The sequence below is a fragment of the Achromobacter sp. ACRQX genome (genome assembly GCF_022346505.1).
Classification (GTDB): domain Bacteria; phylum Pseudomonadota; class Gammaproteobacteria; order Burkholderiales; family Burkholderiaceae_B; genus Achromobacter; species Achromobacter animicus.
The window spans coordinates 84,238-108,959 of sequence record NZ_JAKRML010000013.1; the positions used below are offsets into that span (position 1 = coordinate 84,238).

At 64.9% G+C, this 24,722-nt stretch carries 16 protein-coding genes; 9 read left to right on the forward strand and 7 right to left on the reverse strand.

Annotated elements, in window-relative coordinates:
* Nucleotides 1-22: 22 nt before the first annotated feature.
* The 4 genes from MHZ91_RS14065 to MHZ91_RS14080 all read left to right on the forward strand — a co-directional run bounded on the left by MHZ91_RS14065 (nucleotide 23) and on the right by MHZ91_RS14080 (nucleotide 2,983).
* On the forward strand, nucleotides 23-844 hold the full coding sequence (locus MHZ91_RS14065; protein WP_239214192.1) for a BON domain-containing protein: 822 nt from the start codon (nucleotides 23-25) through the stop codon (nucleotides 842-844).
* Nucleotides 845-892: 48 nt separating this feature from the next.
* Complete coding sequence (locus MHZ91_RS14070; protein WP_175125320.1) at nucleotides 893-1,090, forward strand: hypothetical protein; 198 nt, start codon at nucleotides 893-895, stop codon at nucleotides 1,088-1,090.
* A 34-nt stretch (nucleotides 1,091-1,124) separates the two neighbouring features.
* Nucleotides 1,125-1,364 (forward strand): hypothetical protein, encoded by a 240-nt coding sequence (locus MHZ91_RS14075; RefSeq protein ID WP_175125271.1) that lies wholly within the window; start codon nucleotides 1,125-1,127, stop codon nucleotides 1,362-1,364.
* Nucleotides 1,365-1,591: 227 nt separating this feature from the next.
* The gene (locus MHZ91_RS14080) at nucleotides 1,592-2,983 is read left to right on the forward strand and encodes an FAD-binding oxidoreductase (protein WP_239214194.1); all 1,392 of its coding nucleotides are present in this window, start codon (nucleotides 1,592-1,594) and stop codon (nucleotides 2,981-2,983) included.
* Between the two features lie 17 nt (nucleotides 2,984-3,000).
* Here the strand turns inward: MHZ91_RS14080 and MHZ91_RS14085 are convergent, their stop codons facing one another.
* The 4 genes from MHZ91_RS14085 to MHZ91_RS14100 form a co-directional block, all read right to left on the reverse strand.
* The gene (locus MHZ91_RS14085) at nucleotides 3,001-4,224 is read right to left on the reverse strand and encodes a PepSY domain-containing protein (protein WP_239214196.1); all 1,224 of its coding nucleotides are present in this window, start codon (nucleotides 4,222-4,224) and stop codon (nucleotides 3,001-3,003) included.
* A 7-nt stretch (nucleotides 4,225-4,231) separates the two neighbouring features.
* Nucleotides 4,232-6,622: a TonB-dependent receptor gene (locus tag MHZ91_RS14090; RefSeq protein ID WP_239214198.1), complete on the reverse strand. Its 2,391-nt coding sequence runs from the start codon at nucleotides 6,620-6,622 to the stop codon at nucleotides 4,232-4,234.
* Nucleotides 6,623-6,721: 99 nt separating this feature from the next.
* Nucleotides 6,722-7,645, reverse strand: coding sequence for a DUF4880 domain-containing protein (locus MHZ91_RS14095; protein WP_239214200.1), 924 nt, complete (start codon nucleotides 7,643-7,645; stop codon nucleotides 6,722-6,724).
* Nucleotides 7,638-8,150: a sigma-70 family RNA polymerase sigma factor gene (locus MHZ91_RS14100; protein ID WP_239214202.1), complete on the reverse strand. Its 513-nt coding sequence runs from the start codon at nucleotides 8,148-8,150 to the stop codon at nucleotides 7,638-7,640. The genes MHZ91_RS14095 and MHZ91_RS14100 overlap by 8 nt, the downstream gene beginning before the upstream one ends.
* Nucleotides 8,151-8,599: 449 nt before the next feature.
* Between MHZ91_RS14100 and MHZ91_RS14105 the strand changes: the two genes are divergently transcribed.
* A complete protein-coding gene (locus MHZ91_RS14105) occupies nucleotides 8,600-16,114 on the forward strand; it encodes an autotransporter-associated beta strand repeat-containing protein (protein WP_239214206.1) in 7,515 nt (2,504 codons plus the stop codon).
* A gap of 94 nt (nucleotides 16,115-16,208) precedes the next feature.
* Here the strand turns inward: MHZ91_RS14105 and MHZ91_RS14110 are convergent, their stop codons facing one another.
* Complete coding sequence (locus MHZ91_RS14110; RefSeq protein ID WP_239214208.1) at nucleotides 16,209-16,652, reverse strand: DUF695 domain-containing protein; 444 nt, start codon at nucleotides 16,650-16,652, stop codon at nucleotides 16,209-16,211.
* A gap of 191 nt (nucleotides 16,653-16,843) precedes the next feature.
* Between MHZ91_RS14110 and MHZ91_RS14115 the strand changes: the two genes are divergently transcribed.
* A complete protein-coding gene (locus MHZ91_RS14115; protein ID WP_239214209.1) occupies nucleotides 16,844-18,331 on the forward strand; it encodes a tetratricopeptide repeat protein in 1,488 nt (495 codons plus the stop codon).
* A gap of 22 nt (nucleotides 18,332-18,353) precedes the next feature.
* On the opposite strand, the gene MHZ91_RS28370 is transcribed toward MHZ91_RS14115, so the two are convergent.
* Both MHZ91_RS28370 and MHZ91_RS28270 read right to left on the reverse strand, forming a co-directional pair.
* Nucleotides 18,354-21,665 (reverse strand): autotransporter outer membrane beta-barrel domain-containing protein, encoded by a 3,312-nt coding sequence (locus tag MHZ91_RS28370; protein WP_239214210.1) that lies wholly within the window; start codon nucleotides 21,663-21,665, stop codon nucleotides 18,354-18,356.
* 408 nt (nucleotides 21,666-22,073) lie between these two features.
* A complete protein-coding gene (locus MHZ91_RS28270; protein ID WP_255595966.1) occupies nucleotides 22,074-22,202 on the reverse strand; it encodes a hypothetical protein in 129 nt (42 codons plus the stop codon).
* A gap of 432 nt (nucleotides 22,203-22,634) precedes the next feature.
* On the opposite strand from MHZ91_RS28270, the gene MHZ91_RS14125 reads away from it, so the two are divergent.
* From MHZ91_RS14125 to MHZ91_RS14135, 3 genes are all read left to right on the forward strand, one after another.
* The gene (locus MHZ91_RS14125; RefSeq protein ID WP_239214211.1) at nucleotides 22,635-23,105 is read left to right on the forward strand and encodes a YMGG-like glycine zipper-containing protein; all 471 of its coding nucleotides are present in this window, start codon (nucleotides 22,635-22,637) and stop codon (nucleotides 23,103-23,105) included.
* 68 nt (nucleotides 23,106-23,173) lie between these two features.
* The gene (locus MHZ91_RS14130; protein ID WP_175125286.1) at nucleotides 23,174-23,773 is read left to right on the forward strand and encodes a YSC84-related protein; all 600 of its coding nucleotides are present in this window, start codon (nucleotides 23,174-23,176) and stop codon (nucleotides 23,771-23,773) included.
* Nucleotides 23,774-23,947: 174 nt separating this feature from the next.
* Nucleotides 23,948-24,685: a hypothetical protein gene (locus MHZ91_RS14135; protein WP_191578782.1), complete on the forward strand. Its 738-nt coding sequence runs from the start codon at nucleotides 23,948-23,950 to the stop codon at nucleotides 24,683-24,685.
* The last annotated feature ends 37 nt before the right edge of the window (nucleotides 24,686-24,722 follow it).

The window sequence follows — 24,722 nt, forward strand, 5'->3', positions numbered from 1 at the left end:
AACTTGCAACGGGAGAGACGATATGAGTAGAGACCCGAGGAACACGTCGAACTATCGCGGCGACCGGGAACCGTGGCAGGACCCCGCGCCGTCATACGGTTACCAGGGCGAAGGCACGCGACAAGGCGGCACGCGCGAGACCCGGGAACCGGTGCGCAGCCGCAGTGCCGATCCCGGCCAAAGCAGCTATGGCGGGTTTTCGAATGAAGATCCCTCGTTCCAGCGTCAACAGGTCTATGAGGGTCAGGGCCGCGGCCGTGGCGGTGTTGATCGCGGATACGACCCGCAAGGAAATAGATATGGCGATCAAGGCCGCGGGGCCGGCGGCCAGGGACGCTTCCAGAGCGGCCGCGACCGTGCCTATGGCGGCCGGGATCAGGCCTACGACGGTCCCACGTCGTTCGGCGATGACGAAGGCGGCTACTACGGCGACCGCCCCGCGTGGCGCGAGGAATCCATGTCGTTCGAAACCGCTGAGCGCGGCGGCTACAACCGCGGTCCGACCGCGTGGCGGGATCGCGCATCGCGCCGGACCGATCCCAAGGGCTACATCCGTTCGGACGATCGCATCCGCGAGAACGTTTGCGAAGCGCTGGCCCATAGCGGCCTGGACGTGAGTGACGTCTCGGTCGCGGTCCTGGACGGCCATGTCGTGCTGGAGGGCACTGTTCCCAACCGGCGCACCAAACACTACGTCGAGGATTGCACGGTCGAGTGCGCGGGCGTGAACGATGTCGAGAACCGGATCCGCGTTGGAGCCGCGGGAGGCTTGAATCCAGGCGCGAGCAGCTCGGGCGCCGGCAGCACCGGCAGTGTCGATGATGTCGGCACCACGAAGGAATGACTGGTCCCCCAGTACGTACCACGTTGACCCTGATGAAAGGAGCACACGATGACCAAACACAAGGACAGCACGCACGAAACGGACGCGCCCGACCGCAGCCAGGACGACACGCCCCGCGAGTCGCAGGCCAGTCACGGCGACACGCAGAACCGCACGAAGAAGGAGGGCCATACCACGCAGATCGGCACTGGCCAGGACCAGCAGAGCCAGCGCAACCGCGGTCAGGGCGCCCGGTCCAAGCCGTGATCCCGGTGCGCAGGTTGTACAGGGACCGTAGCCGATGACGCTTGACGCGTTGTGGGACTTTCTGCAGTGGCCAGCCATGGCGGCGTCGCTAGCCGCCGCCTGGCTGGTCGCGTCGCGTAGCGCCGGGCGCCGCCACGCGGGCTTCTGGGTCTTTCTCGCCAGCAACGTGCTGTGGGTGGCGTGGGGACTGCACGATGACGCGTGGGCGCTTATTGCACTGCAACTGGGATTGGCCGTCATGAACGTGCGCGGGGTTCTGAAAAACGATTCGTAGGACTCCTGTCCGCGCGGGCAAAGGCCTATACTTTTCCCCATCACGCACGCTCCGGCGCACGGCACAGGGCGTCTGCCGCCTTCCCCCCGCGCGGCGTTCGCCGGGCATTCATGTGCACAGGGTCATGGCCCCTTTTTCAAGGAGGCAACTCCCATGTCGCGCCCCAGCAGATAGACGGCTTGCTTTAGACGCTGTTTGTAAATGCATCGCCTTCGAGGAGATGTGTGATGAACAAACTGTCCAGCAGCACCTTGGAAGATCTGCGCGCCGCGGTCCGGGGCCAGATCCTGTCCGCCGGCGATGCCGGCTACGACGATGCCCGCAAGATCTGGAACGCCACGGTGGACCGGCGGCCCGCCGTCATTGCGCGATGCGCGGGCCCCGCCGACGTGCGCCGCGCCGTGGATTACGCGCGAGAGAATCAGTTGGTGGTTTCCGTGCGCGGCGGCGGCCACAACATCGCGGGCACCGCCGTCTGCGATGACGGCATGATGATCGATCTGTCACCCATGAAATCGGTACGCATCGACCCCGTGCGTGCTCGGGCCTTCGTGGAACCCGGCGCCACCTTGTCCGACCTCGATCACGAAGCGCAGGCATTCGGCCTCGCCGTTCCCCTGGGCATCAACTCTACGACCGGCGTAGCCGGCTTGACGTTGGGAGGCGGTTTCGGGTGGCTGACGCGCCGGTTCGGCATGACCGTCGACAATCTGGTGTCTGCCGACGTCGTCACGGCCGACGGCCAATTGCTGCACGCCAGCGACTCGGAAAACCCGGACCTGTTCTGGGCGCTTCGCGGCGGCGGCGGTAATTTTGGCGTGGTTACGATGTTCGAGTTTCAGCTTCATCCGGTGGGGCCGGAGGTCTACGGCGGACTGGTGGTGATCCCGCTCGAACAGGCGCGCGACGCGCTGGCGCGATACCGCGATGCGTTGCCGTCCATGCCTCAGGAGCTGACCGTTTGGGCGGTGCTGCGCCAGGCGCCGCCGCTGCCGTTCCTGCCGGCATCCGTGCACGGCAAGCCCATCATCGCCTTTGCGTCGTGCTACACGGGCGGCGTGGACAAGGGGCCGGATGTCCTGCAAGTGGTGCGTGGTCTGGGCGAACCCTACGGCGAACACCTTGGGCCGATGCCTTACGCGGCCTGGCAGAAGGCGTTCGATCCATTGCTGACGCCCGGCGCGCGCAACTACTGGAAGTCTCACAACATCGGGGAGCTGGAAGACGGCCTGATCGACGCCGTCGTGTCGGCGGTACAGAACGTGCCGTCGCCGCAATGCGAGATCTTCTTTGGCCACATTGCCGGCGTGGCGATGCAGGTGCCGGTGTCAGCCACCGCGTATCCGCACCGGGCAGCGCAATTCGCCATGAACGTGCACGGACGTTGGGACGATCCACAGGATGATGCGCGGTGCATCGCCTGGGCGCGGGACATCTTCAAGGCGACTGAGCCCTGGTCGCAAGGCGGCGTGTATGTGAACTTCCTGACGCAGGACGAAACCGCACGGGTGGGAGCGGCCTATGGCGAGAACTTCGACCGGCTGGTGCAGGTGAAGACCCGCTACGATCCGCACAACCTCTTCCGGCATAACCAGAACATCAAACCGGCCGCGCCCTGATGTCGTGGAGCGACGCGTCAGCCAGGCCGGCGGGATGCCGCATGGGACCGGCCCCGCTGCTTGCGCCGCCAGATCAGGACGCCGGTTACGGACAGCATGACCACGACCAGCCCGAGCACGCACGCAAAGATCCGATAGGGCAATCCGAACACGTGCGCCATGTGCAGCGCACCCAGCCAATTACTGAACGTGTCTCCCCACGCGCCCCGCGTGGGGAGATACATGCCACGTCGGTCGCCCGTGTTGGCGTCGATCAGGATGGCGGTGTTGCCCACGTGGCGGCGCAGGTCGGCATCGCTGTGGACCAGGTACGCGTACACGCCACGCCGCCGGTCCAGCATCAAAGATTCTTCGCTGTCCACCGTAAAGCCGCGCTCTCGCGCCAGTTCATCCATTGCACGGCGTGCGGCCTGCAGGGCGTTGGGACCGTTCAGGGCCGGTGAGTCGAGGGGCCGCGGCAGGACGGCGGCGCCGCGCCAGGACGTGTCGAAGGGCATGATGATCGACATGACCGGCTGGTAGACCTGAGCCCGCAGGTTGAACATGACGCTGGACCACGCGTATATCAGCAGCATTGCCCACAACCAGAGACTGAACGCGCGGTGCAGGTCCAGCGTGTATCGCGTCGCCGAGGCGCCTTGCTTGATCAGCCAGGCTGGCCGCCACGCGCGCCAGAATCCGTTGCGTCTGGCTCCGTTGGCGGGCAGGGTCAGGTAGAAGCCGACGAAGCAGTCCAGCGTCCAGATGAGGGCGATCACGCCATACAGCAGCCGGCCCCAGATGCCGGGCAACGTCAGATCCAGGTGCAGGCGGTAGATGAAGGGCAGCAGGTTCTCACGCGCGAGCGATACCGTGCCCTCATTACGCCAGCCCAACACTTTGCCGCTGTACGGATCGGCGAATGCATGCGTGGCAGGCAGCGGCAGCGCGCGGCCGGTGGCGGCATCCATCCGCGGCGCCAGCCGGAACACCACGGCCCGGTCCGATTCGCGCCGCAGCGGCACCTGTTGAACACTGGCCCACGGCAACTGCGCGGCAACGGCGTCGCGCAGTACAAAGGGATCCAGCGGGACGCGTCCCTCTGCAGGAGCGAGGAACAGATGCGGGTTCAGCCAGGCATCCAGGTCTTCCTTGAATGCCAGGATGCTGCCCGTCAGGCCGGCCACGCACAGGAACAGGGCCGTGGCCAGCCCCGCCCACCGGTGCAAGCGGACCCAGAATGGGCGCGCAGCGCTCGCCATGGTGCGCTCAGTATTTGGCGCGCAGCGTCAGCAGGAAGGCCTGCGGTTCGCCAAAGATGTTCTGCGAACGCGGCGAGCTGATGGTCGCGTAGTACTTGCGGTCGAACAGGTTGGTGACGTTGAGCGCCAGATCCACGTGGCGGTTGATCTCGTAGCCGATCTTCATGTCCACCGTCGCGTAGCCGCCTTGCTGCAGGCGTGCGCCGTTGTACTGCGGAAAGGCCACATAGGTGCCGCTCTGCACGTTGACGCCGCCGCCGATGGTCCAGCGATTCGCATCGCCGGGCAGCCGGTAATCGGTCCAGACCCGCAGCAGGTGGCGCGGCGCCACCGCAGTCACGTTGGAGTCGTACGAAGCGCTTTGATCCACCCGCGTCTGCAGCCACGTGTAGCCGGCATAGATGTTCCAGCCAGGCTGGACCTCGCCGTTGACCTGCAGCTCGAAGCCGCGGTTGCGGGTCTTGCCGTTGGCCGTATAGACGGTGGTGGAATCCGGCGAGAGCGTGGCGCGGTTCTCATCGCGGATCTCAAAGACCGCAAACGAGGCATTGAGCGCGCCGTCCAGGTATTCGCCCTTGATGCCGGCCTCGATCTGCTTGCCTTCCAGCGGCTTGAGCATGCTGCCGTCCGCCGTGGTGAAGCCATTCTGCGGCAGGAAGATCTCGGAGTAGCTGGTGTAGACCGAATACGTGTCGTTCAGGTCGTAGATCAACCCCACGTTGGGCGTGAACTTACCGTCGAACTTGGCGTCCTGCGACTTTTCGCCGGCCAGGGTGCGCTGGGTGGAGTTCAGGTCCCACCAACTGAAGCGGCCGCCAGCCACCAACGTGAGCGGATCGGCCAGCCGCAGGCGCAGGTTGCTGTACAAGCCCCATTGCCTGGTGCGCGCGTGATTGCCGTTGTTGAAGGCGTAGTCCAGGCGGTCGAAGTCCGAGCGCGGGTTTGTGATGTCGATCAGCGGCGCCCAGTTCGGCGTCGGGTAGTTCCATTCATTGTCAAAGCGCGAGTCGGTGTAGTTGGCGCCCAGCGTCAGGTTGTGCTGGCGGCCAAACAACTGGAACGGGCCGTCGGCGTAGGCATCGTAGGACGTCTGCGTCTGGCGTGTGGGACCCTTGGCCGACAGCAGCTGGATCAGGTTGTTCGACGTGTTGGCCGGGCCCCATCCATACGCCTGCTCACGATCGAGCTTGTTCTCTGCATAGCGGCCGGACAGCTTCGCCGTCCAGCCGTTGTCCAGACGGTGCTCCACATCGGCGAACGCTTCGGTGGATGTGAACTGGTCGCGGTTCCAGTCGGCGCCGATGAAGGTCGAGCGCTTGATGTCGGCCAGGGAAAAATGGGGCTGACCGCCGGGGACGGCGGTCATGGTGGCTGGAAGCGACCACATCGACGCATGGATGTCGCGCTCCTGTCGCCCGCCGCCCACCGTCAGCGTGGTGCGCGGCGTGAAATCATAGGCCAGCGCGCCATACAGCACGGAATGCTGCTCGTTGGTCTTGTCATAGAAGAAGCGGCGGTCCTGGTACACGCCCACCAGCCGCCCGCGCAGCGAGCCGTCTTCATTCAGGCCGCCGGTCAGGTCGACCTGCGATCGGTAGTTGTCCCACGACCCCGCCGAGACGCTGCCTTCGAAGCCGAAGTCCTTTTGCGGGCGCTTGTGCACCAGGTTGATCGCACCGCCCAGTCCGCCCGCGCCGTTGTACAGCCCGGCCGGTCCTTTCAGGACTTCGACGCGATCGTAGATGGCCAGATCGGTGGACGACAACATGCGCCAGTCGTACTGCGTGGGAATGCCGTCGACCTGGTACGACGTCATGTCAAAGCCGCGCGAATGGAAGATCGAGCGGCTGTTGTCGCGCCGTTCCACCGTGACGCCTGCCGTGTTGCGCATCGCGTCGTCCAGGGTCTGCATGGCCTGCTGCCGCATGCGTTCCTGGGTGACCACGCTGATCGACTGCGGAATCTGGCGCTGCGTGAGTGGCGTTTTTGAACCCACGGTCGTGGGCGGGTTATAGCGCTCGGCGGCCGATTCGCCCGTCACCGTCACCGGCGCCAGTGTGCTGACTGACGGGGCGGCCGGGCGGATGACGAAATGGCGTTCGCCGGTCTGTTCCGCGATCAGGCCGCTGCCGGCGAGCAACGCCGCAAAGCCTTCTCCCGCGGCATAGTTTCCGCGCAACGCGGGCGCCTGGCGGCCCGCCGTGAAGGCGGGATCGAACGACAGCGTGACGCGCTGCGAGGCGGCGTACTGGTTCAACGCGGACTCGAGCGGCGCGGCGGCCTGTTCGACCGTCATTCGGGCGGATTGGGCATGCGCGGCGGGGGCAAGCGCCAGCGCGGCGCACAGCGGCAGCAGACGGAAAAAGCGTGGGGGCGTGACGCGGGCAGGGCGGGACATGACGTAGGCGATCCTGGTTCAAACGATGGGTGTCATTCCCTATGTCGAACGAGGAAGCCAAAACCCGTAAAGCGGGAGCCCAAAAACTTGTAACGGCATTCAGACGGGCAGCACGCGGGTCCAGACGCCGCCGTAACGCTGGATCCGCGTGGGCAGCGCGCGGGCCAGCGTGTCCAGCGCGCCCGGCACGTCATCCAGCAGGAATACGCCCGAGACGCGCAGGTCGGCCACGGCGGGGTCACAGCTGATCCAGCCGCGTTGATAGCGGGACAACTCCTGCAGAAAGTCCGCCAAGCGCATGCCGCGCACCGTCAGCACGCCGTCTGCCCAGCCGCCGGCGTCGAACGACGCCGCAGGTTCGCGCCGTGCGTCGCGCTCGCTCACGCGATAGCGGCCGCCGGGTTCGGCCAGCGTGTCGGGGCCGCGCACCGGTGCAATGCGCAGATTCCCGCGTTGCAGGTCCAGCAGCGTTGCGTCCTCGATCTGGCGCAGCAGGAAGCGCGCCTGTGTCGCGGTAAAGCATGCCTGGCGTGTGCGCACTTCCCAAGGCGCGTCCGTCGTTCCGGTGTCCATGCGCAATTCACCGGCCAGCAGGGTCAGGCGTCGCCCGCCGGGGTCGGTCCGCACCGCGCTGCCGGTGTTCAACCACAATTCGGCGCCGCCGGCCAGCGCAAAGCGCCGCTGCTCACCGATGCCGCTGCGGAAATCGGCGGTCATGCGCTCCCAGGCGCCGTCGCGCCATGCCAGGGTTGCGCCGGCGCCTACCGTGCCCAAGGCCAGCATCGCGAGCACGCGGCGGCGGCCTCTGGATGGCGCCGCGCGCAAGGCCGACGCCGCAGCGGACCCGGACACCGCGCGCAGATCCGTCTCGATCGCCTGCAATTGGCGCCAGACGCGTTCGTGCTCGGCATCGGCCTCGCGCCAGCGGCGGCAGGCCTCGTGCTCGGCCGCGTCGGCGTGGCCGGAGTTCAGGCGCACGGCAAAGGAAATGGCGCGTTCCAGCACCACCGCGCGATCAGCCATAGCGCAGCTCGTAGCAATGTCGGATGGCGGCGGCCATGTATTTTTCGACCGAACTGAGCGACACGCGCAGCGTCGCCGCGATGTCGGGATAGCTCATGCCGTCCAGCCGCGACATCAGGAATGCGGCCTTCGCCTTGGCATTCAGGCCGTCGAGCATCCGGTCGATGCGCACGAGGGTCTCGAGCAGCAGCGCGCGGGTTTCGGGAGAGGGCGCCTGCGCTTCAGGCAGGAGGGCGAGTTCGTCGAGATAGGCGCGCTCCAGCTTGCGCCGGCGGATGTGGTCGACGGCCAGGCCGTGCGCCAGCGTCGTCAGGTAGGCGCGCGGTTCCTGCAGTCCGCGGGCGCGCTCCGGCGCTGCCAGCAGGCGATGGAAGGTGTCCTGCGCGATATCGGCGGCGTCAAAGCCGCAGCCCAGTTTTCTGCGCAGCCAGTTCACCAGCCAGCGGTGGTGGTCCACATAAAGTGCGCGCACATGATGGTGATCCCGCGCCAGGCAGCGAGTCATGGAAGGCGGAGAAAGGGGAGACGTTGAAATCCCGGCCCGAGAAAGTCGAGATTGAGAATGGTTCTTATTGTATCAGCGGAGGCGCTTTGGCGGCGAATGGCACTCCGACGGTTCGGCCGGCTTTCTTTTTCGTTGAAACGATCGATCAAGCCCGAAAACGGCGGGTTTATTCGGCTTTACGAAGGCATACCGTCCCTATAATTTAAAAGTTACTAGAATTTTCAAAGTGGGCGTTTATTGCCGTTTATGTCGCAAATTATTGCAATAAACCCGATCAAATCGCCGTGAACGCGTCTGTTTGCTCAACCCCTGAACTTGTGCCGGCGTTGTTACACGCGGCGTGAAGGAAGGGGTACACCGGCGCCCCTCGTACGTCCCACGCATTTCCATTTTCAGTAATCGGCTTGGCCTGTCGCTGTCCATGCGGTCCTGCCCTCCAAGAGATCCTCATGAATCACCTGTATCGCGTCGTGTTCAACGCTGCCACCGGAGTGTGGCAGGCCGTCAGTGAAATCGCTCGTGGACCTGCCAAGAGCAGCAGTCCCGCTCGACGCGCGCGCCGCGCGGCCTACGCCGTAAGCGCTGTGCTGGCGTTACCGGCGGGCGCGTATGCGCAGCAGCAGTGGGATGGCGGCAGCACGGTGGCCAATGGCGTGGTCGACGGCGGGGCGGGTGTGTGGGACGTGCAGGCCAGCAACTGGACGACGGTGGATGGGTCCGCCAATCAGATCTGGAATAGCGGCACGGCCGTTTTTTCCGGACCCGCGGGGGTGGTAGCGGTCAACGGCAACATCGGCGTCTCGGGCCTCGATATCAAGACGGATGGCTATCGCCTGGTGGGCGGGCCGGGCAGTCGGCTGACGCTGGTGAACAGTCTGGACGGCTACACGGCCATTCACACCGGCAGCGGCGTCTCCGCCGCATTGGACGTGGAACTGAGCGGCGCCGGCCAGCTGAACAAACAGGGCAGCGGCACGCTGGTGCTTGGAGGCGTCAACAGCTACACCGGCGGCACCGCGTTGTCCGCCGGCACGTTGATCGTGGATAACGACGCGGCGATCGGCTCGGGCGACCTCACGTTGCAGGGCAATACCCAGCTGGATTCGACGCGAAGTGTCACGCTATACAACGGCGTTCATCTGCAAGGTCAATCGATCGTGGCGTCGACAGGCGACCTGACCTTGGCCGGCACGGTGAATGGCGCAGGTTCGCTGATCAAGAACGGCAGCGGCCGATTGACGCTATATGGCGCCAACAGCTACGCGGGCGGAACCACGTTGAATGGCGGTACGTTGCGCGTGGGTCACGGCAGCGCGTTGGGCTTCGACGCCCTGACCGTTGCTGGGTCGGGGACGATCGAGGCGATGCCGGGCGGCGTCACCTTGTCCAACGCCGTGGCGCTAAACGGTGCGCTGACGGTTGCCGGCGCCGACTCCCTTCGGTTGAACGGGGAGGTCTCCGGCGCGGGCAACCTGATCAAGACCGGTAGCGGCACGCTGACGCTGAACGGCGCTAACGGCACCTTCTCCGGCGGAACAACACTTCAGCAAGGCGCGTTGGTATTGGGATCCGGTGGATCGCTCGGCACCGGTCAACTGCTGGTGGACGGCAAGGGCTCTTTGCTACTCCCCAATGGTGCGACCCTGTCCAACGCTTTGCGAATCGATGGCGAACTCACACTGCAGACGGATCACACTACCCTCTTGATCGGACCTGTCACCGGCAATGGCAAGCTGGTCAAGACGGGCGTTGATGAGTTGATCACAATGGGGAGCAAAACCTTTACTGGCGAACTGGAGATCGCTGGGGGCATTGTGACCACGCTGGTCCCCGACGCATTGGGCAATCCGTCCAACGTGACGGTAGGGGCTGGGACGACGCTCAACATCAATGGCAATTCGTACTTCGGCGGACTTACCGGCGCGGGGACCACCAACATAGGCATACACAGCACGCTTTCGGTGGGCAATAACGAAACCTATGGTGAGTACAGCGGTGGTGTGACGGGCCAAGGCATGCTGAACAAGGTCGGCACCGGTACGCTCAGACTGTCCGGAACGAGGACCAGCGACGGCACAACGATCGTCAGCGGCGGGACGCTGCTCGTGGACGGCAGCATCACCTCCACCGGCGGCGTGTCGGTTGAAACCGGCGCAACCCTTGGTGGGACTGGAAACATATCCGGGTTGACCACGGTCAGCAACAACGCGCACCTGGCCGGCGCCAGCGGGCAGACTCTCACATTCAACCAGTTGACGTTCAGCCAGGATTCGAACATCGACGTCAAGCTGGGCTCGCCGTTCACGGGCAATGTTCCGTTGTTCAAGGTCGACGGCAACCTGATTCTGGATGGAAAACTGAACGTCGTGGATGGCGGCGCGATGGGCAACGGCGTCTATCGCCTGTTCGACTACGCCAGCAGTCTGGTCAACAACATCGCCGAGTTCGGCACGTTGCCCCTGAACACGTCGCCGACCGACTTGACGATACAGACTGCATTCCCGGGCCAAGTCAACCTGGTGGTCAGTTCGCCCAATCTCACCCTGCAGTTCTGGGATGGCGTGGATCAGATTGCAAACGGCGTTGTGGAAGGCGGTACTGGCGTTTGGACCCATGCGTCGACCAATTGGACTGACTTCAGTGGCACCACGAATACGGGTTGGCAGCAGCAGTTCGCGGTGTTCATGGGAAGTGCTGGCACGGTGATGTTGGTAGGCGCCCACACCGTCGAGGGCATGCAGTTCATGACGGACGGCTATCAACTGATCCCTTATGGCGGCGCTTCGCTGAACGCTGTCAATGGCAGCACCGGAACGTTTGCCGTACGCGTCGATCCCAACGTCACTGCAACGTTGGATCTGCCTATCGACGGGACCGCCACGCTGCAGAAACTCGATTTCGGCACGTTGGTGCTGAACGGCGCCAACGCCTACACGGGCGGCACGAAGCTTACCGGTGGCACGCTGGTGCTGGGCAATGACACAGCGCTGGGCATGGGTGAATTGCGCGTTGCCGCCGGCACGGTGCTGGATAGCAACCAGGCTGTCGCGCCGGCGAACGACATCATCCTGGATGGCCAGCTTACGCTGCCCGGTTCCAACGACATGTCGCTGACCGGCAACATCAGCGGCAGCGGCGGACTGCTCAAGGGCGGCGCCTCGACGCTGACGCTGGCAGGCGTGAACAGTTTCACCGGCCCGGTGGCGCTCAATGCGGGCACCTTGCAACTCGCCTCGGCGAGCGCGTTGGGCAGCAGCGCGGTCAGCGCCGCCAATGGCACGCGTCTCACCGTCACGCACGCAATGACGCTGGGCAACCAGATCTCGATCGACGGCTTTTTCGACGTGGCCGGCGCCGGTCCGCTGACCTTGAACGGCGGGATTCAGGGGGCGGGCATGCTCATCAAGCGCGACGCGGCAGACGTGACCCTGAACGGCGTAAATACGTACTCGGGCGGCACGTTGCTGAACGCCGGCAAGCTCGTGTTGGGCAATGATGCGGCACTGGGCTCGGGGACGTTGACGGTTGCGCAAGCGCCCGGCATTCTCTCGACCGGGTCTGCCGTGACCCTTGCCAATCGCGTGGCGTTGAATGCGCCGCTTACGGTGGACAGCCCCAACGACCTCACGCTGAATGGCGAAGTCAGCGGCACGGCGGGCCTCGTCAAGCAGGGGGCGGGCACGCTGACCTTGAACAGCTTCAACACCACGTATACCGGCCCGGTCACGCTCGCCGGCGGCAGTCTGGCGTTGAGCAACCCCTATGCAATGGGCACCGGATCCCTCACCGCGCTGGGCGCGTCGCAACTGATTGCATCGCGGCTGCTCACGCTGGGCAATACGGTCGACGTCATCGGCGAGCTTTCTGTCGCGGGCGCCGATGCGCTGACGCTGACGGGTGAAGTGAAGGGCGCCGGGACGCTGAACAAGACGGGCGCTGGCACGCTGACGCTGAGCGGCGACAACACCTTCGGTGGCCAGATCAACGTACAGCAGGGAACGCTTGTCGGCTTTGGCGATGCGTCGCTGGGGCAAGGCGCGGCAAGCCTGTCGCTGTCCGCGGGCGCCAATGCCGTCCTGAGTGGCTCTGCTGCCCTGACCGGCCTGCACGGCGCGGGTAGCCTGACGCTCGGCGCGGGCAACACCCTGAACGTGGGCGGCAGCGGCTTGAACAACGTCTTCGCGGGCCAATTGAGCGGCGCCGGCGCGCTTGCCAAGTCGGGCGCCGGCAACCTGACCCTGTCGGGCGCAAACACCCTGAGCGGCGCGGCCACGGTGGACGCCGGCAGCCTGACCGTGGATGGCGCTCTGGCCAGCACGACCGTTCAGGTCAAAAACGGCGCAACGTTGGCCGGCAATGGCAGCCTTGCCGGCCAGGTGACGGTGGCCAATGGCGGCCATCTGGCGCTGGCAAGCGGCCAAACGCTGACGATGGGGGGGCTTACGCTGCAGAACGGGTCGAACCTCGACGTGGCCCTGGGGGCGGCGGTTCAGAACGCGAATGCGGTGCTTCAGGTCAACGGCGACCTGACGCTTGCCGGCACGCTGAACGTCAGCGATATCGGCGGCTTCGGCTCCGGTCTCTATCGACTGATCAATTACACGGGAATGTTGACCAACAATGGTCTGCTCATCGGAACGACGCCGGTTGGCACGGACGCGCTGACCTTGCAGTTTGCGCAGGGTAATCAAGTCAACGCGGTGGTGGCCGCGCCGGGCACCCGCGTGCAGTTCTGGGACGGCGCGCAAGCCGCGCCCAACGGAATCGTCGACGGCGGCAGCGGGACGTGGGCAAGCGCCACCAACTGGACCGACGGCAGCGGCGCTGCCAACGGGGCCTGGACCCAGGGCTTTGCCGTGTTCCAGGGCACCCCCGGCACGGTCACCGTGCAAGGGACGCAGAACCTGACCGGCATGCAGTTCGTGTCCGACGGCTACCAGCTGACCGGTTCCACGGGCGCGCTCAACCTCGTCAACGGCGCGTCGGGCGAGGCGTCGTTCCGGGTCGATCCCAACGTGACCGCAACGCTGGATGTCGCGCTGACCGGCAGCGGGACGCTGGGCAAGATCGACAGCGGCACCCTGGTCCTGAATGGCGCCAACAGCTATACCGGCGGCACCGCGCTCAATGGCGGCACCCTTGTCGTGGGCAACGATCTGGCGCTGGGCACGGGTGCGCTGATCGCTGCGGACGGCGTCACGCTGGACAGCAACACCGCCGTGATGTTGAACAATGGCGTCGTCCTGAATGGCGCCCTGCAGGTTGCGGGCACCAATGCGCTGACGCTCAACGGCGCGATCTCCGGTGCGGGCAGTCTGATCAAGTCCGGGCCGGCCACGCTGAGCCTGAACCATGCCAACGACTACAGCGGCGGCACGCTGCTGCAGGCGGGTGGATTGAATGTCGGAAGCGGTACGGCCCTGGGCAGCGGCACGCTGCAGGTCGCGGGAACGGGCACGCTTGAAGCGAGCCAGCCGCTGGCGTTGGGCAACCAGATCCTGCTCGATGCGGGCTTGACGGTGCAGGGCAGCAACGCCCTGACGCTCAATGGAAACATCACCGGGGTTGGCAGCCTGAACAAGAGTGGTGCCGGCACGCTGACGCTGAACGGCGTCAACAGCCATACGGGCGGCACGCAGGTCTCTGCCGGCACGCTCGCGCTGGGCGCGAACGGCAGCTTCAGCGGGGCGGGCGGCGTCAACATCGCCAGCGGCGCAACCTTGGACCTGTCCGCCGCCACGGGTACGCAGGTGCTGGGCCGGCTTGCGGGCAGCGGCGCGCTGAAGCTGGGCGCCGGCGTGACACAGGTGGGCGACGCTACCGACAGCAACTTTGCCGGATCCATCAGCGGCGCCGGCATGTTCGTCAAGCAGGGCGCCGGCACCACCACCCTGTCGGGCAGCAACAGCTATACCGGCGGCACGCTGGTGGCGGCCGGCACGCTGCAGATGGGCGCCGCGTCGGCCGTCGTGCAGAACACCGCCTATGAGGTGCTGTCAGGTGCGACGCTGGACCTGAACGGATACGCCTTGCAAGCAAGCAGCCTGACGGGCCTGGGCAACGTCGCGCTGGGCAACTCCAACCTGACCATCAACACGGCAGCGGGCACGATCTCCAGCTATGCAGGATCCGTGGCGGGCAGTGGGGACCTCATCAAGACCGGCACGGGCACCCTGGCCCTCAATGCCGCCAGCACCCTGACCGGTGACGTCCAGTTGAAGGAAGGCCGTATCGATCTGGGGCACGCGTTGGGGCTGGGCACTGGAACGCTGGTCATGGATGACGGCACGCTGCTCGGCCTGACCGCCAACGGCATGACGGTGGCCAACAACCTGCACATGTCGGGCACCAATGACCCGGTCCTGGACACCGGCGCCAACAATACGACGTGGGCGGGCGCGATCACGGGCGCGGGCTTGCTTACCAAAGCCGGCACGGGCACCCTCACGCTGACCAGCACCGCCAACACCTACACCGGCAACACGGATGTGGCCCAAGGCACGCTGAAGGCGGGCGGGGCAGGGGTGCTCAGCAGCGCATCGGCCTACAACGTCGCCACCGGCGCGGCGCTGGACGCGGCGGGCTACAGCCAGACTGTCGGCGCACTGACCAATAGCGGCACCGTCAGTCTGAGCGGCAGCACCCCTGGCGCGGTGCTCAAGGTCACGGGTCCGTACGTCGGCAGCAGCGGCACGCTGGCCGTATCCACCGTGCTGGGCGCGGACGGCAGCGTCACCGACAAGCTGCTCCTGAGCGGCCCGGCGGCGGTGGCCAGCGGCACCACGCAGGTCGCCATCACCAACGCGGGCGGCCTCGGTGCGCAGACCGGCGCGAGCGGCATCGAAGTCGTCGGCACCGAAAACGGCGCCAGCCTCCAATCCGGCAGCTTCACGCTGGCCGGCGGTCATGTGGATGCGGGCGCCTACGAGTACCGCCTGATCCAGACGGCGCAAGGGGCGGCACTGCACTCCGCCGCTCCGGCGCAAGAGCCGCAGCAGCCTCAACAACCGCAGCAGCCGGCCTATCGCGACGAAGTGCCGCTCCTGTCGGCGCTGCCCGAGCAATTGCGCGTGGCCGACATGGCGATGCTGGGCGACATGCGCCGCCGAGCGGGCGATGGCAGCGTGGACGACGGCCATCGCGCCTGGGGCCGTGTGCTGCGCATTGCGCCGACGATTTCGCAGCAGGGCACCGTCAATCCCGAAAGCACCGGCCACCTGACCGGCTTCCAGGCCGGCGTGGACGTTTACGCCCAGCGCAACTTCAATGCGGGCCTGTACGTGGGTCAGCTCGAGGGCGAGATGGACGTGCGCGGCTTTGCCAGTGGCATGGATCGCAAGTACGCGGGCTACAACAAGCTGCGCAATCGCTACCTGGGCATCTATGGCACCTGGCAGCACGATTCGGGCTTCTACGCCGACGCGGTGCTTCAGGGGGCGGACTACCGCAACAACCTGCGCACGGGCGACACCGGCGCCGGCGCGCGCACCAAGGGCCATGGCTGGCTCGCGTCACTGGAAGTCGGCAAGTCCTTCGATCTGGGCAATGACTGGAAGCTGGAGCCGCAGGCGCAGCTCACCTATCACAAGCTCAACCTCGACGACACCGACCTGAGCCTGGCCACGGTCAACAATGATGCGGACGATCAGTGGACCCTGCGGCTGGGCGCGCGCGTCCAAGGCAGCTTCATCGTCGGCGGCAGCGTGGTGCAGCCGTTTGGTCGCGTGAATCTCTATACGTCGTCCGGCACGACGGACGTCGCGCAATTTGCGACGTCCAGCGCGTCCACCGACATCCGTGCCAAGGGCGGTTCCACCTCCACCGAACTGGCCACCGGCGCCCAGGTGCAATTGACCAAGCGCACCAGCCTGTACGGTGAAGTCGGCAAGTTGTGGGCCAATGGCGGGGACAGCCGTATCAAGAGCGGCGTGCAGGGATCGGTCGGCGTGCAGGTGCGCTGGTAATGGCTTCAAGCGCCGCGGCAGGTGCCGCGGCGCTTGACCGGCCTCAGCGAGTCCCGACGCCGTCCGCCCGGTTGGCGCCGCCGCCGGGTGTCCTTCAATGCAACTGATCCGCCCCCTTCGGCTGCAATCCCGCCAAGGCATTCCAGTCCGGATCCTTGAACATGCGCAGCTCGACCGGATAGACCGGATGCCCCGCAAGGCATGCGTTGAACGCATCCAGGAACGCTTCGACATTCGGCGTGTAGTACCGCCACTCCTTCTGATGATTGCCCGTCAGGCAAGCCACCTGCACACCGGCGTCCGAATGCTCGAAGCCCTCTTCGATGGCTTCTTCAAACGCATTGGTGCGCTGCTTGTCTTCGTCGTTCGGCATGCCCGTCTCGATGCCCTGATACGCCCAGGTGATGATGATCAGGTTTTCATTGACCTGACGATCGGACTCGGACGGCAGACCGGTGCGAAAGCGAACGACGACCGGCAGACCGTTGATCTGGGCTTCGCCCACTGCCCACATGTCGCCTGGAAATAGGCTGCTCATTTCGTGTAACTCCTGCTGATTCAAATGCCGAACAAGCCGGGAGTCTATCGCAACGCATCGCGCGGTCAGGTGGTGTGCGGGATCAATGCGTTCGTCTCGATCTGCGTGGAACCGCGCTGCCACATGGCGCAGATACAATCGCCCGGTCGTTTGCACCGCAGCGACAGCCGTTGTTCACAGGGAAGCAGTAGATGTACACGTATTTGAAGCTCGCCGCCGCCGCGGTGCTGGTGGGATCCGCCTTTTCGGCCTTCGCCGGGCCAGACCACCAGGCCGAACGCCTCTATGACCGCGCCGTCCAGCAAGACGCCGGGGCGCTGAAGGCGCTTCAGGATCTCGCGAAGGACAACGATCCCGAAGCGCTCATGGCGCTGGGTTTCATGTATGAGCACGGCGTGGGCGTCAGCCGCGACGTCAAATTGGCCATCGCCAACTACGCGCTGGCGTGCCATCAGGGCGGTCAATACGGGTGTGCCAACGCCGCCTACTTCTTCGAGTACGGCATTGGTGTCGATAAAGACGCCAGCATCGCTGAGCGCTACATCGGGCACATCGCCAAGGACGACATCGACAACATCGACGACATGAAAGAGCTGGAGCGCCAGCGCCACATCGTTTACGAGGGCAAGGCCGCAGCCGAGACGGACGTCGAAATGCGGCTGCCGGTCATCGAATACCTTGAACGTCACGTCGGGTCGGCGTCCTCTGATGCCCGCGCGATGATGGCGCGAATCGGCTTCACCAAGCTGGACACCCTGCGGTTGGCGCGCGTCTGGGCAGAGCGGGACAAAGAACCCGAGATGCTGTTCCGTGTTGGCAGCTTCTACAACTTTGGCTACTCGCACGTCGAGAAGAAGGACGCCGAGGCCTTCAAGTGGTGGCAACGCGCGGCAGAAGCCGGCGAGCCGCAGTCGCAGAACCTGCTGGGCCTTGCCTACTTGCAAGGCAAGTGGGGCGTGGATCAGGACCCGCCCGTCGCCGTATCATGGTTCGAGCGCGCGGCCGCGCAAAGCGACCGGGATGCGTTGGTCAATCTGGGCGAAATCTACTACCTGGGCGAGATCGTTCCAGTTGATTACGCCCGGGCGCGTTCCCTGTTTGAAGAGGCGATTGAGCAGGGCTCCGCCCGTGCACCAAGATTCCTGAGCTGGATCTACTACAACGGCCAGTCGGTAAAGACCGATTGCCAAAAGGCCCTGCAATACCGCCAGGAGCGGCGCAACCATCAACCGGATCCGCAGGACGATGCCAAGTTCCTGGGCCAATGCAAAAGCGATCTGGACCAGCGCAAACAGGCGGGCAAAGCGGCACCCACGCTGCGCCTGCAGCACAAGTCGACGTACCACGGCGGCAACGGCGGTGCCTTGGCCTGCGAACCGCATTTTGTCGTCACCACCGACAAGCTGGGTGAAATCGCCAATCTGCGGGTGACTGTGGAATTGAAGAATGACCAGGGCGCGACGACGCAGCGCACCCTGGCGTTCAGTCCGTTTGGCATGAACACGATGAACGAAGGCCTAGATGGCCGGGCATGGGATTCGTTCAGTTCAAGCACCTTGTTGCCGATGAAGACCCCGGAATTCTGCGATTTTCAGGCCGATTACCGGATCACGGAAGCGACTGCGCTCGTGAATGGCCGGCAAGCGGATCTGGTCGCGGAAGGGATGTTCAAGAAGTAGAGCGGGCATTCGTCCGCCGCCTTCACCAGCGCATCCGAAAGCCCATGGTCCCCGACAACGAGCGATTGCCGCCTGAGTGCGCCAAGCTGGTGTTCAGCAACCCCTCGGCATAGATCGAATACATGTCCTTGCCCCAGTTGTAGGACGCGCCGGCGCCGATGCCGCCCCAAAGTCGATCCGGCCGCGACTTGAATGCCGTCCCGCCCACATCCACCTGGCTGCCATTCAGAAACTCGTAGTACAGGTTGGCGACACCATAGACATGCGAGCGGTCCATCCCATCCTTGCCGCCGCGCGTCTCACGGTCCAACGTCACGCCCAGCCGGCTCTGCAGGCTGCCGCCCCGGCTTGAGCGCACCGTCGCGCCGAACGCATCGTCGAAGCGATCAAAGTGCACGCCCGAATAGGTCAACTGCGCCTGCGGCGTCAGCGACCATACGCCGTTCAGCGCGATGCGCTTGCCGCTTTCGACGGACAGGGCGTAACCGGTGCCATCGTTGTCTTTGACCAGACGGCGGCCAGCCAGTCGCGAACTCAGGTCCGAGTTGAACCACATGACCTGCGCCAAGCCATCCACGTAGAGGCCGTCGTTGCCGTACCACGTCAACGTGCCGCCCAGGCCGTAGCCGTCGGTGGCGATGTCGCCATTGCCATATACGGAGCGCGTCGACGTGTTGCCGTGTACGTATTGGAAGTATCCGCCGCCCACCAGCGCGCCATTCTCGCGGCGGGACAACAGAACGTCCGAGCCCGCCTGCACCTTCGAGTAGTTCAGCGTGAAGTCGGTGCCGCTGGTCGACGTGCTGGGCTCGACCCGGCGGTTGCCGCCTTCGATACGTGCCCACGCGCCGGTGCCGTCGAGGTGAGCGCCGGCGTCCTGCGTGCCACCCGCGCGGGCATCGCTGCCTGCTCCTTGCTCGCCACCCGCGCCCGACCAATAGCGGTTCCCGACACGGCGCTGCAGCGTTGACACTCCGTTCAACGCCAGCAACGCCTGTGGGTAGGCCTCGTAGGCCGATACGCCGGCCTGATACAGCGGTTGCGGCGCGGGGTTCACGCCCGGCGCGGACGGTGCGTCGTCCGTCCGTTCAGACCTCAGATACCAGTTGCCCAGTTCCGTGCCGGACGCGTTGCCCTGGTAAAGCTGATAGGCGTACGAGCCCGCCACGACTGCGGGCTTGCCATTCACTTGATAATCGCCGGCCAGCGAGAAGGCGCCGTTCGAGGCGCCGCCCACCGACACCAGCATGATGCCTTCCGTGGTTGCGGCCCCCGCGCCGCCCGCGTTGGTTACCTTCAACACCGAGGTGCCGGCCGTATCGCCGCTGACCACCACCTTGTCGGTGATCGACGCGTCGTTGCCCAGTACGGTGTTCAAGGCGATGACGCCGGCGCTGCCCACGTAGCTGCCGCCGATGGTCAGCACGTTGCCGGGCGCGGCCCCGCCCAGCGTGATGGTTCCCGCGTTGGTGACGGTGCCGCTGATGGTGGAGGTGCCGCCGCTGATGGCCGGTCCGAACAGGGCCGTGCCCGCAGCCAGGGACAAATTGCCGTTCAGGACGAAACCGCTCTGCTGAACCGTCAGCGACGATCCGTCACGCAGGAACACACCGGTCGTCGTGTCGGCGGGTGTGCCCACTGCCAATCCGGCATCCGTCAAGGTTAGACCACTGCTGGCCAAGTTGAAGACGCTCCAATTGCGGATGTCGCTGCCGGCGCGCGTCGCGTCCACGGCATCGGACACGTTGAGGGTGTCAACGCCGCCACCGCCGCCGTCCAGCGCGGTGATGCCGGAGAACCCGCCGTACAGGTCCACCGTATCGTTGCCCGCGCCGAGGTTGATGGTGCCGTTGACGACGGCGCCGTTGCGGACGATGACATGGCTGTTCCCGCCATTGTTCGAAATAGCAATGCCGGAGGTCGATTCGACAAGGGCAGCCGGCCTGACGTCGACGGTGCTCATGCCGCCGGCATTCGAGGCTGTAGAGATCGCGGCGCCGGAACCTCCCGCCACGTGTCCCAGCACGACGACGTTGGTGCTATTGGCGGTCGGCGAGGCGCCAGCGCCATTCACGGCATACACGCCACTGCGTCCGCCCTGGGCGTTATTGACGGTGATGTCCAGCGCCGACCCAAGGCCGCGGGTTTCGGCATACACGCCATCCATGCCGGCGCCCGTCGAGGTGTCCGTGCTTGTGATGCTGACATCGCCCGTGTCGGTCGTCACCAGGTAAATGCCATACAGTCCGCCGTTCGTGACCCTTCCGGTAACGGCAACGTCTCCGGCCCCCGCATTTGCAACCGAGATCCCCGACGACGTCGTGCCAGTGGCGGTACCGGTCGACCTGACCGAAATGGCGCCGCCGTTGCCGGAGACCGCAATGCCGAATTCACCGTGGGTATCCACGGCGTCGATAGTCGTGTCCACCCCGGAATAGGTGAACGCCGCGATGCCGCTGAAGCCGCCGGTCGCCGTGCCCGTGGAGTCGATCTGCACCGCGCCGGATCCGCTATGGTCGACCAGAATTCCCATGTTGCTGGCGCCATTGCTGTTCACCGCGCGGACCGTGGTGCTGGTGCCGGTCGCGTTCGTGACGGCAATGCCATCGCTGGCGCCATTCGCCGTGCCGGTCGAGCTGACCTGGACGGCGCCGGTGCCGGCGTTGTTGTTGACGATGATGGCCGCGCCACTCAGGCCTGCCGTGTCCGCCGCGGTGACGGTCGTATCGGTGCCGCCTGCGATCTGCACGCCGATGCCGTCGATGGACCCGGTGGCCGTGCCAGTGGACGTGACGCGGACAGCGCCCGTACCGCTGTTCGACACATAGATGCCGTTGCCGTTGCCACCGTAGGTGTCGCTTGCGGTAAGCGTGATAGCACCGTTTTGCCCGTAAAGCCCGATGCCCGTGCCGTTCGACGCGGTGGCCAGGCCCGACGAGGTCACCGTCAGTGCGCCGGTTCCGGTCATGGCGACGATGCCATTCTCGTGGCCCTGCGTGTGATTCGCCTCTATCGTCAGATCGGTACCGCCGACCATGTTGGCGTAGATGCCTGCCTTGCTCACGCCCGTGGCCGTCCCCGTCGAGACAACCCGAACCGACCCGCTGCCGTAGCCGTTGGCGCCGATGCCGTTTTCCCCGCCCTGGGTGTCATTGGCGATGATCAGCATGTTTGCACCATAGCTGTCGCCTCGAATCCCTTCGCCCGACGGGCCCGTCGCAGTGACGGCGCCGGTGGAGGTGATGTTGAGGTCGCCGCTGACGTCGTTCAAGCCATAGATGCCGAAACTGCCTGCCGTGCTGATACTCGACTGATGGTCGTCGACGAACGACACCCCGCCTATACCCTGAAGATCGATCCCGTTATCTGCCACGGATACGGACAGGCCGAATCCGGGTTGGGTGGTGACAGAGATGGGAGCCCCCGCATTGATGGCCTGCGGGACGTCCGTAACGGCAGCCGGGCCAGCGCAAACGGAGGTGGGGCTTACGGTGCAGTCCCCGGCGAGGGCGGTTTGCCCGATATAGGCGCTGGACGCGAGGTTCAACAGGGGGACGGCGACAAAGCCCGTCAGGCGGCGCGGGGTTCTCTGATTGGTAAGACGCTTCAAGGGAAACCTCGGCATGTCGCACTCCTCCATTGGTCGATGTGCGCCGTAGCGCCGATTCGAGCTCTTTCTGGTACTACGGCATGGAGCGAATGAACTTAACCTCGCGCGACGAGCGCCAGAGAGGACGACTGCTCAGCTGGTCATGGGATTGATGCTTGGGCTGTCGGGATGGAATGAAATCACCTGATCTGGACCCGCCATGGCGTCTTCCGTCACTGTAAAAACGATGATGCTGTTTTTATTTCGCAGCAGTATATTCATCCGCAGAATCAGCATCTTTGGGATGATTGAGACGGTCGCAGGCGTCGGGTAGATTTCGCATCAAGCATGGTGCGATGCGCCTGGCGCCCGACCAGAACAAGTCCCAAGTGACAAATCGCATTCCGGAACTTGCCGCGCTTTTGGCGCCGCGCAAGACGTATTTTCATTGACCGTTGTTCTATGCATCGGAGGCCGCAATGAATATCCGCGATACGTCTCATCCAGCCCGCCCCTTCCCGTGTGAATCCGTATCGGGCTACGCAATGTGCCCGCGAAACACGCGGTTCGTCCACGCCTGATCGAACGAGCACCCCCGCACCGCATGACACCGATCTCTGCGTCTTTGGATGCATGGGTGGCGGGCCGGCGCTGGTGTCCGCCAATCGGGACACCAGCGCTGGCGATTCCAACGATGCGGACCTGGAGATTTTCATGAACAAGTCGATTTTCCCTTGCATGGCGATCGTGCTCTCAGGCGTCTGCCTGTCGACGGCCGCCCAGACCGTTACGCCGCTCAAAGGCCAGACTCCCGAATTGACCCAGCAGGACATCGCCGCGTGCCAGGCGCAGTCGGCCAACACGTCGAGCGCGGCGGCCGCCGACACGCCTTCGGCTGGCGGACGAGCCCGTGGCGCAGCAGCCGGCGCCACGGCGGGCGCTGTCGTCGCAGGCGCGCGTGGGCGCCAGCACGAAGAGGTGTATGACCGTATGGATGACGACACCAAGCAGGCGTACCGGCAGAACCAGGCGAAGGACGCCGCCGCGGCGGGCATGGTGGTGGGCGGGTCGCGCCAACGACAGGACCGGCGTCAGGATCGTGCGAACCAGGCGCAGCAGAGTGCGAACGCTTCGTCGGCTTATGCCGCTTGCATGCAGCAGCGCGGCTATCAGGTCGGGCCGTAAACGCGCAGGGCGTTTTTTTTCATGCGTTACCCAGTTTCCCGTGCGACACACCACAAAAGGAGTACGTCATGTCTCATAAATATTCCGCAGTCTGCCGGACCGGTATGGCCCTCTTCACCATCATTGCGGCTGGCTTTCTGTTTGGGGGCTGTACCACGACACCGCCGTCCAAACCGTCTGCTGCGCCCAAGACCGATACGCGGGCTGCTTTGGACGACGCGGCCAATGCGACCTTATCCAAGCTTTACGAAGCCGCGCCGTCATCCCGTGAGCTGGTCGCTCGCGCCAGGGGCGTGCTGGTGTTCCCGGATGTGCTCAGCGGGAGCTTCATCGTCGGCGCCGAGCATGGCAAAGGTGTGCTGCGCGTAGGGCAGTCGGCGGTAGGCTACTACCGCACTACGTCGGGGTCGATCGGCTTTCAGGCGGGCGCGCAATCAAAGGCGATGGTCCTGCTGTTCATGACGGATGACGCCTTGAACAAGTTTCGCAACAGCAGCGGCTGGACGGTCGGCGCCGATGCCACGGTGGCGATCGTCAATATCGGCGCCAACGGACGCATCGACACGAACACAGCGAAGCAGCCGATTGTTGGCTTCGTGATGAACAACGGAGGCCTGATGGCTGGCGTCTCGCTCGAGGGAACGAAGATCTCGAAATACGAGCCGTGATGGCCGAAGTGGACCGCCCGCAGAGTCAGCGTCAGGACGACGGTGACTCTTGCGGGTCTGTGGCTTCGATGGCAGATGCCCTGGGCCGGCAATCGCGTGAGGTTGCCTCCCGGGGCTCGCAGGCCCCTTGCGCTGCGCGGTATTATCGCGAGTCCACCAGCCGCAAGGAAGGGAATGAATCAGCAGCAGCGCACGATCAAACGCCGCCGGATTCCGCGCAAGGCCTGGGCCTTGGGTCTGGCCATCGCCGCAGCCGTGGGGTTTTATGCCTGGAAGGAATCCCCGTTGGGTCCAGGCCTGACCGAAAGCAAGATACATAAGATCCTGGTCGCCGCCATGGAAACGCCCACCAATGCCCCAGGCAGCGCCTGCGTCAATGTGGTGGGTGTGCGGCCCTTGCCGACCGATGTCTACACGGTCTTCCTGGAAGAACAGGACAAGGTCGTGCAGGGGCTGATCAAACACGGACTCATCACGGTCAAGCGCGTCAGTGCTGACGGCGATGGTTCACCTCCAAAACCGGATGAGGATCCCGACGACGCCACCAGCCACATGGCGCTGACCGAAAAGGGCCGTGCGTACTACACCGATGGCGAGGTCCGCCTCGCTTCCAAGCTGGTCTATACCGCGAAGTTCTGCGCCCCTGGCCTGCAGGTCGGCAAGATCCTGGACTACTCCAAGCCGGGCAAGAATCCTTTCGACGACAACCCCAACGCGGTGTCGGCGGTGAAGTTCGAATGGCGGCTGGATCGCGCCACGGCGGATTGGGCAGCGGACCCCGCGTTCTATCCCCAGATAAGCGGCTTTGCTTCGAGGGATCAGCCTGACGAGTGGCAGACCCGGCACATCATGCTGGAACGGAAAAACGGTGTATGGGGGTTGGGGGACGATCCGTATAAGATCCGCTGGTGAGGCGGACGGCTGCCACGACTTGAGCGGGTCTCGTCAA

What these genes read in the sequence shown, in the direction of transcription:
- MHZ91_RS14090 (WP_239214198.1), bottom strand. Translation starts at nt 6,622, where the DNA reads ATGTCCCGCCCTGCCCGCGTCACGCCCCCACGCTTTTTCCGTCTGCTG.
- MHZ91_RS14095 (WP_239214200.1), bottom strand. Translation starts at nt 7,645, where the DNA reads ATGGCTGATCGCGCGGTGGTGCTGGAACGCGCCATTTCCTTTGCCGTG.
- MHZ91_RS14130 (WP_175125286.1), top strand. Translation starts at nt 23,174, where the DNA reads ATGTCTCATAAATATTCCGCAGTCTGCCGGACCGGTATGGCCCTCTTC.
- MHZ91_RS14080 (WP_239214194.1), top strand. Translation starts at nt 1,592, where the DNA reads ATGAACAAACTGTCCAGCAGCACCTTGGAAGATCTGCGCGCCGCGGTC.
- MHZ91_RS14115 (WP_239214209.1), top strand. Translation starts at nt 16,844, where the DNA reads ATGTACACGTATTTGAAGCTCGCCGCCGCCGCGGTGCTGGTGGGATCC.
- MHZ91_RS14125 (WP_239214211.1), top strand. Translation starts at nt 22,635, where the DNA reads ATGAACAAGTCGATTTTCCCTTGCATGGCGATCGTGCTCTCAGGCGTC.
- MHZ91_RS14075 (WP_175125271.1), top strand. Translation starts at nt 1,125, where the DNA reads ATGACGCTTGACGCGTTGTGGGACTTTCTGCAGTGGCCAGCCATGGCG.
- MHZ91_RS14065 (WP_239214192.1), top strand. Translation starts at nt 23, where the DNA reads ATGAGTAGAGACCCGAGGAACACGTCGAACTATCGCGGCGACCGGGAA.
- MHZ91_RS14105 (WP_239214206.1), top strand. Translation starts at nt 8,600, where the DNA reads ATGAATCACCTGTATCGCGTCGTGTTCAACGCTGCCACCGGAGTGTGG.
- MHZ91_RS14110 (WP_239214208.1), bottom strand. Translation starts at nt 16,652, where the DNA reads ATGAGCAGCCTATTTCCAGGCGACATGTGGGCAGTGGGCGAAGCCCAG.
- MHZ91_RS14100 (WP_239214202.1), bottom strand. Translation starts at nt 8,150, where the DNA reads ATGACTCGCTGCCTGGCGCGGGATCACCATCATGTGCGCGCACTTTAT.
- MHZ91_RS14070 (WP_175125320.1), top strand. Translation starts at nt 893, where the DNA reads ATGACCAAACACAAGGACAGCACGCACGAAACGGACGCGCCCGACCGC.
- MHZ91_RS28270 (WP_255595966.1), bottom strand. Translation starts at nt 22,202, where the DNA reads ATGAATATACTGCTGCGAAATAAAAACAGCATCATCGTTTTTACAGTG.
- MHZ91_RS14135 (WP_191578782.1), top strand. Translation starts at nt 23,948, where the DNA reads ATGAATCAGCAGCAGCGCACGATCAAACGCCGCCGGATTCCGCGCAAG.
- MHZ91_RS14085 (WP_239214196.1), bottom strand. Translation starts at nt 4,224, where the DNA reads ATGGCGAGCGCTGCGCGCCCATTCTGGGTCCGCTTGCACCGGTGGGCG.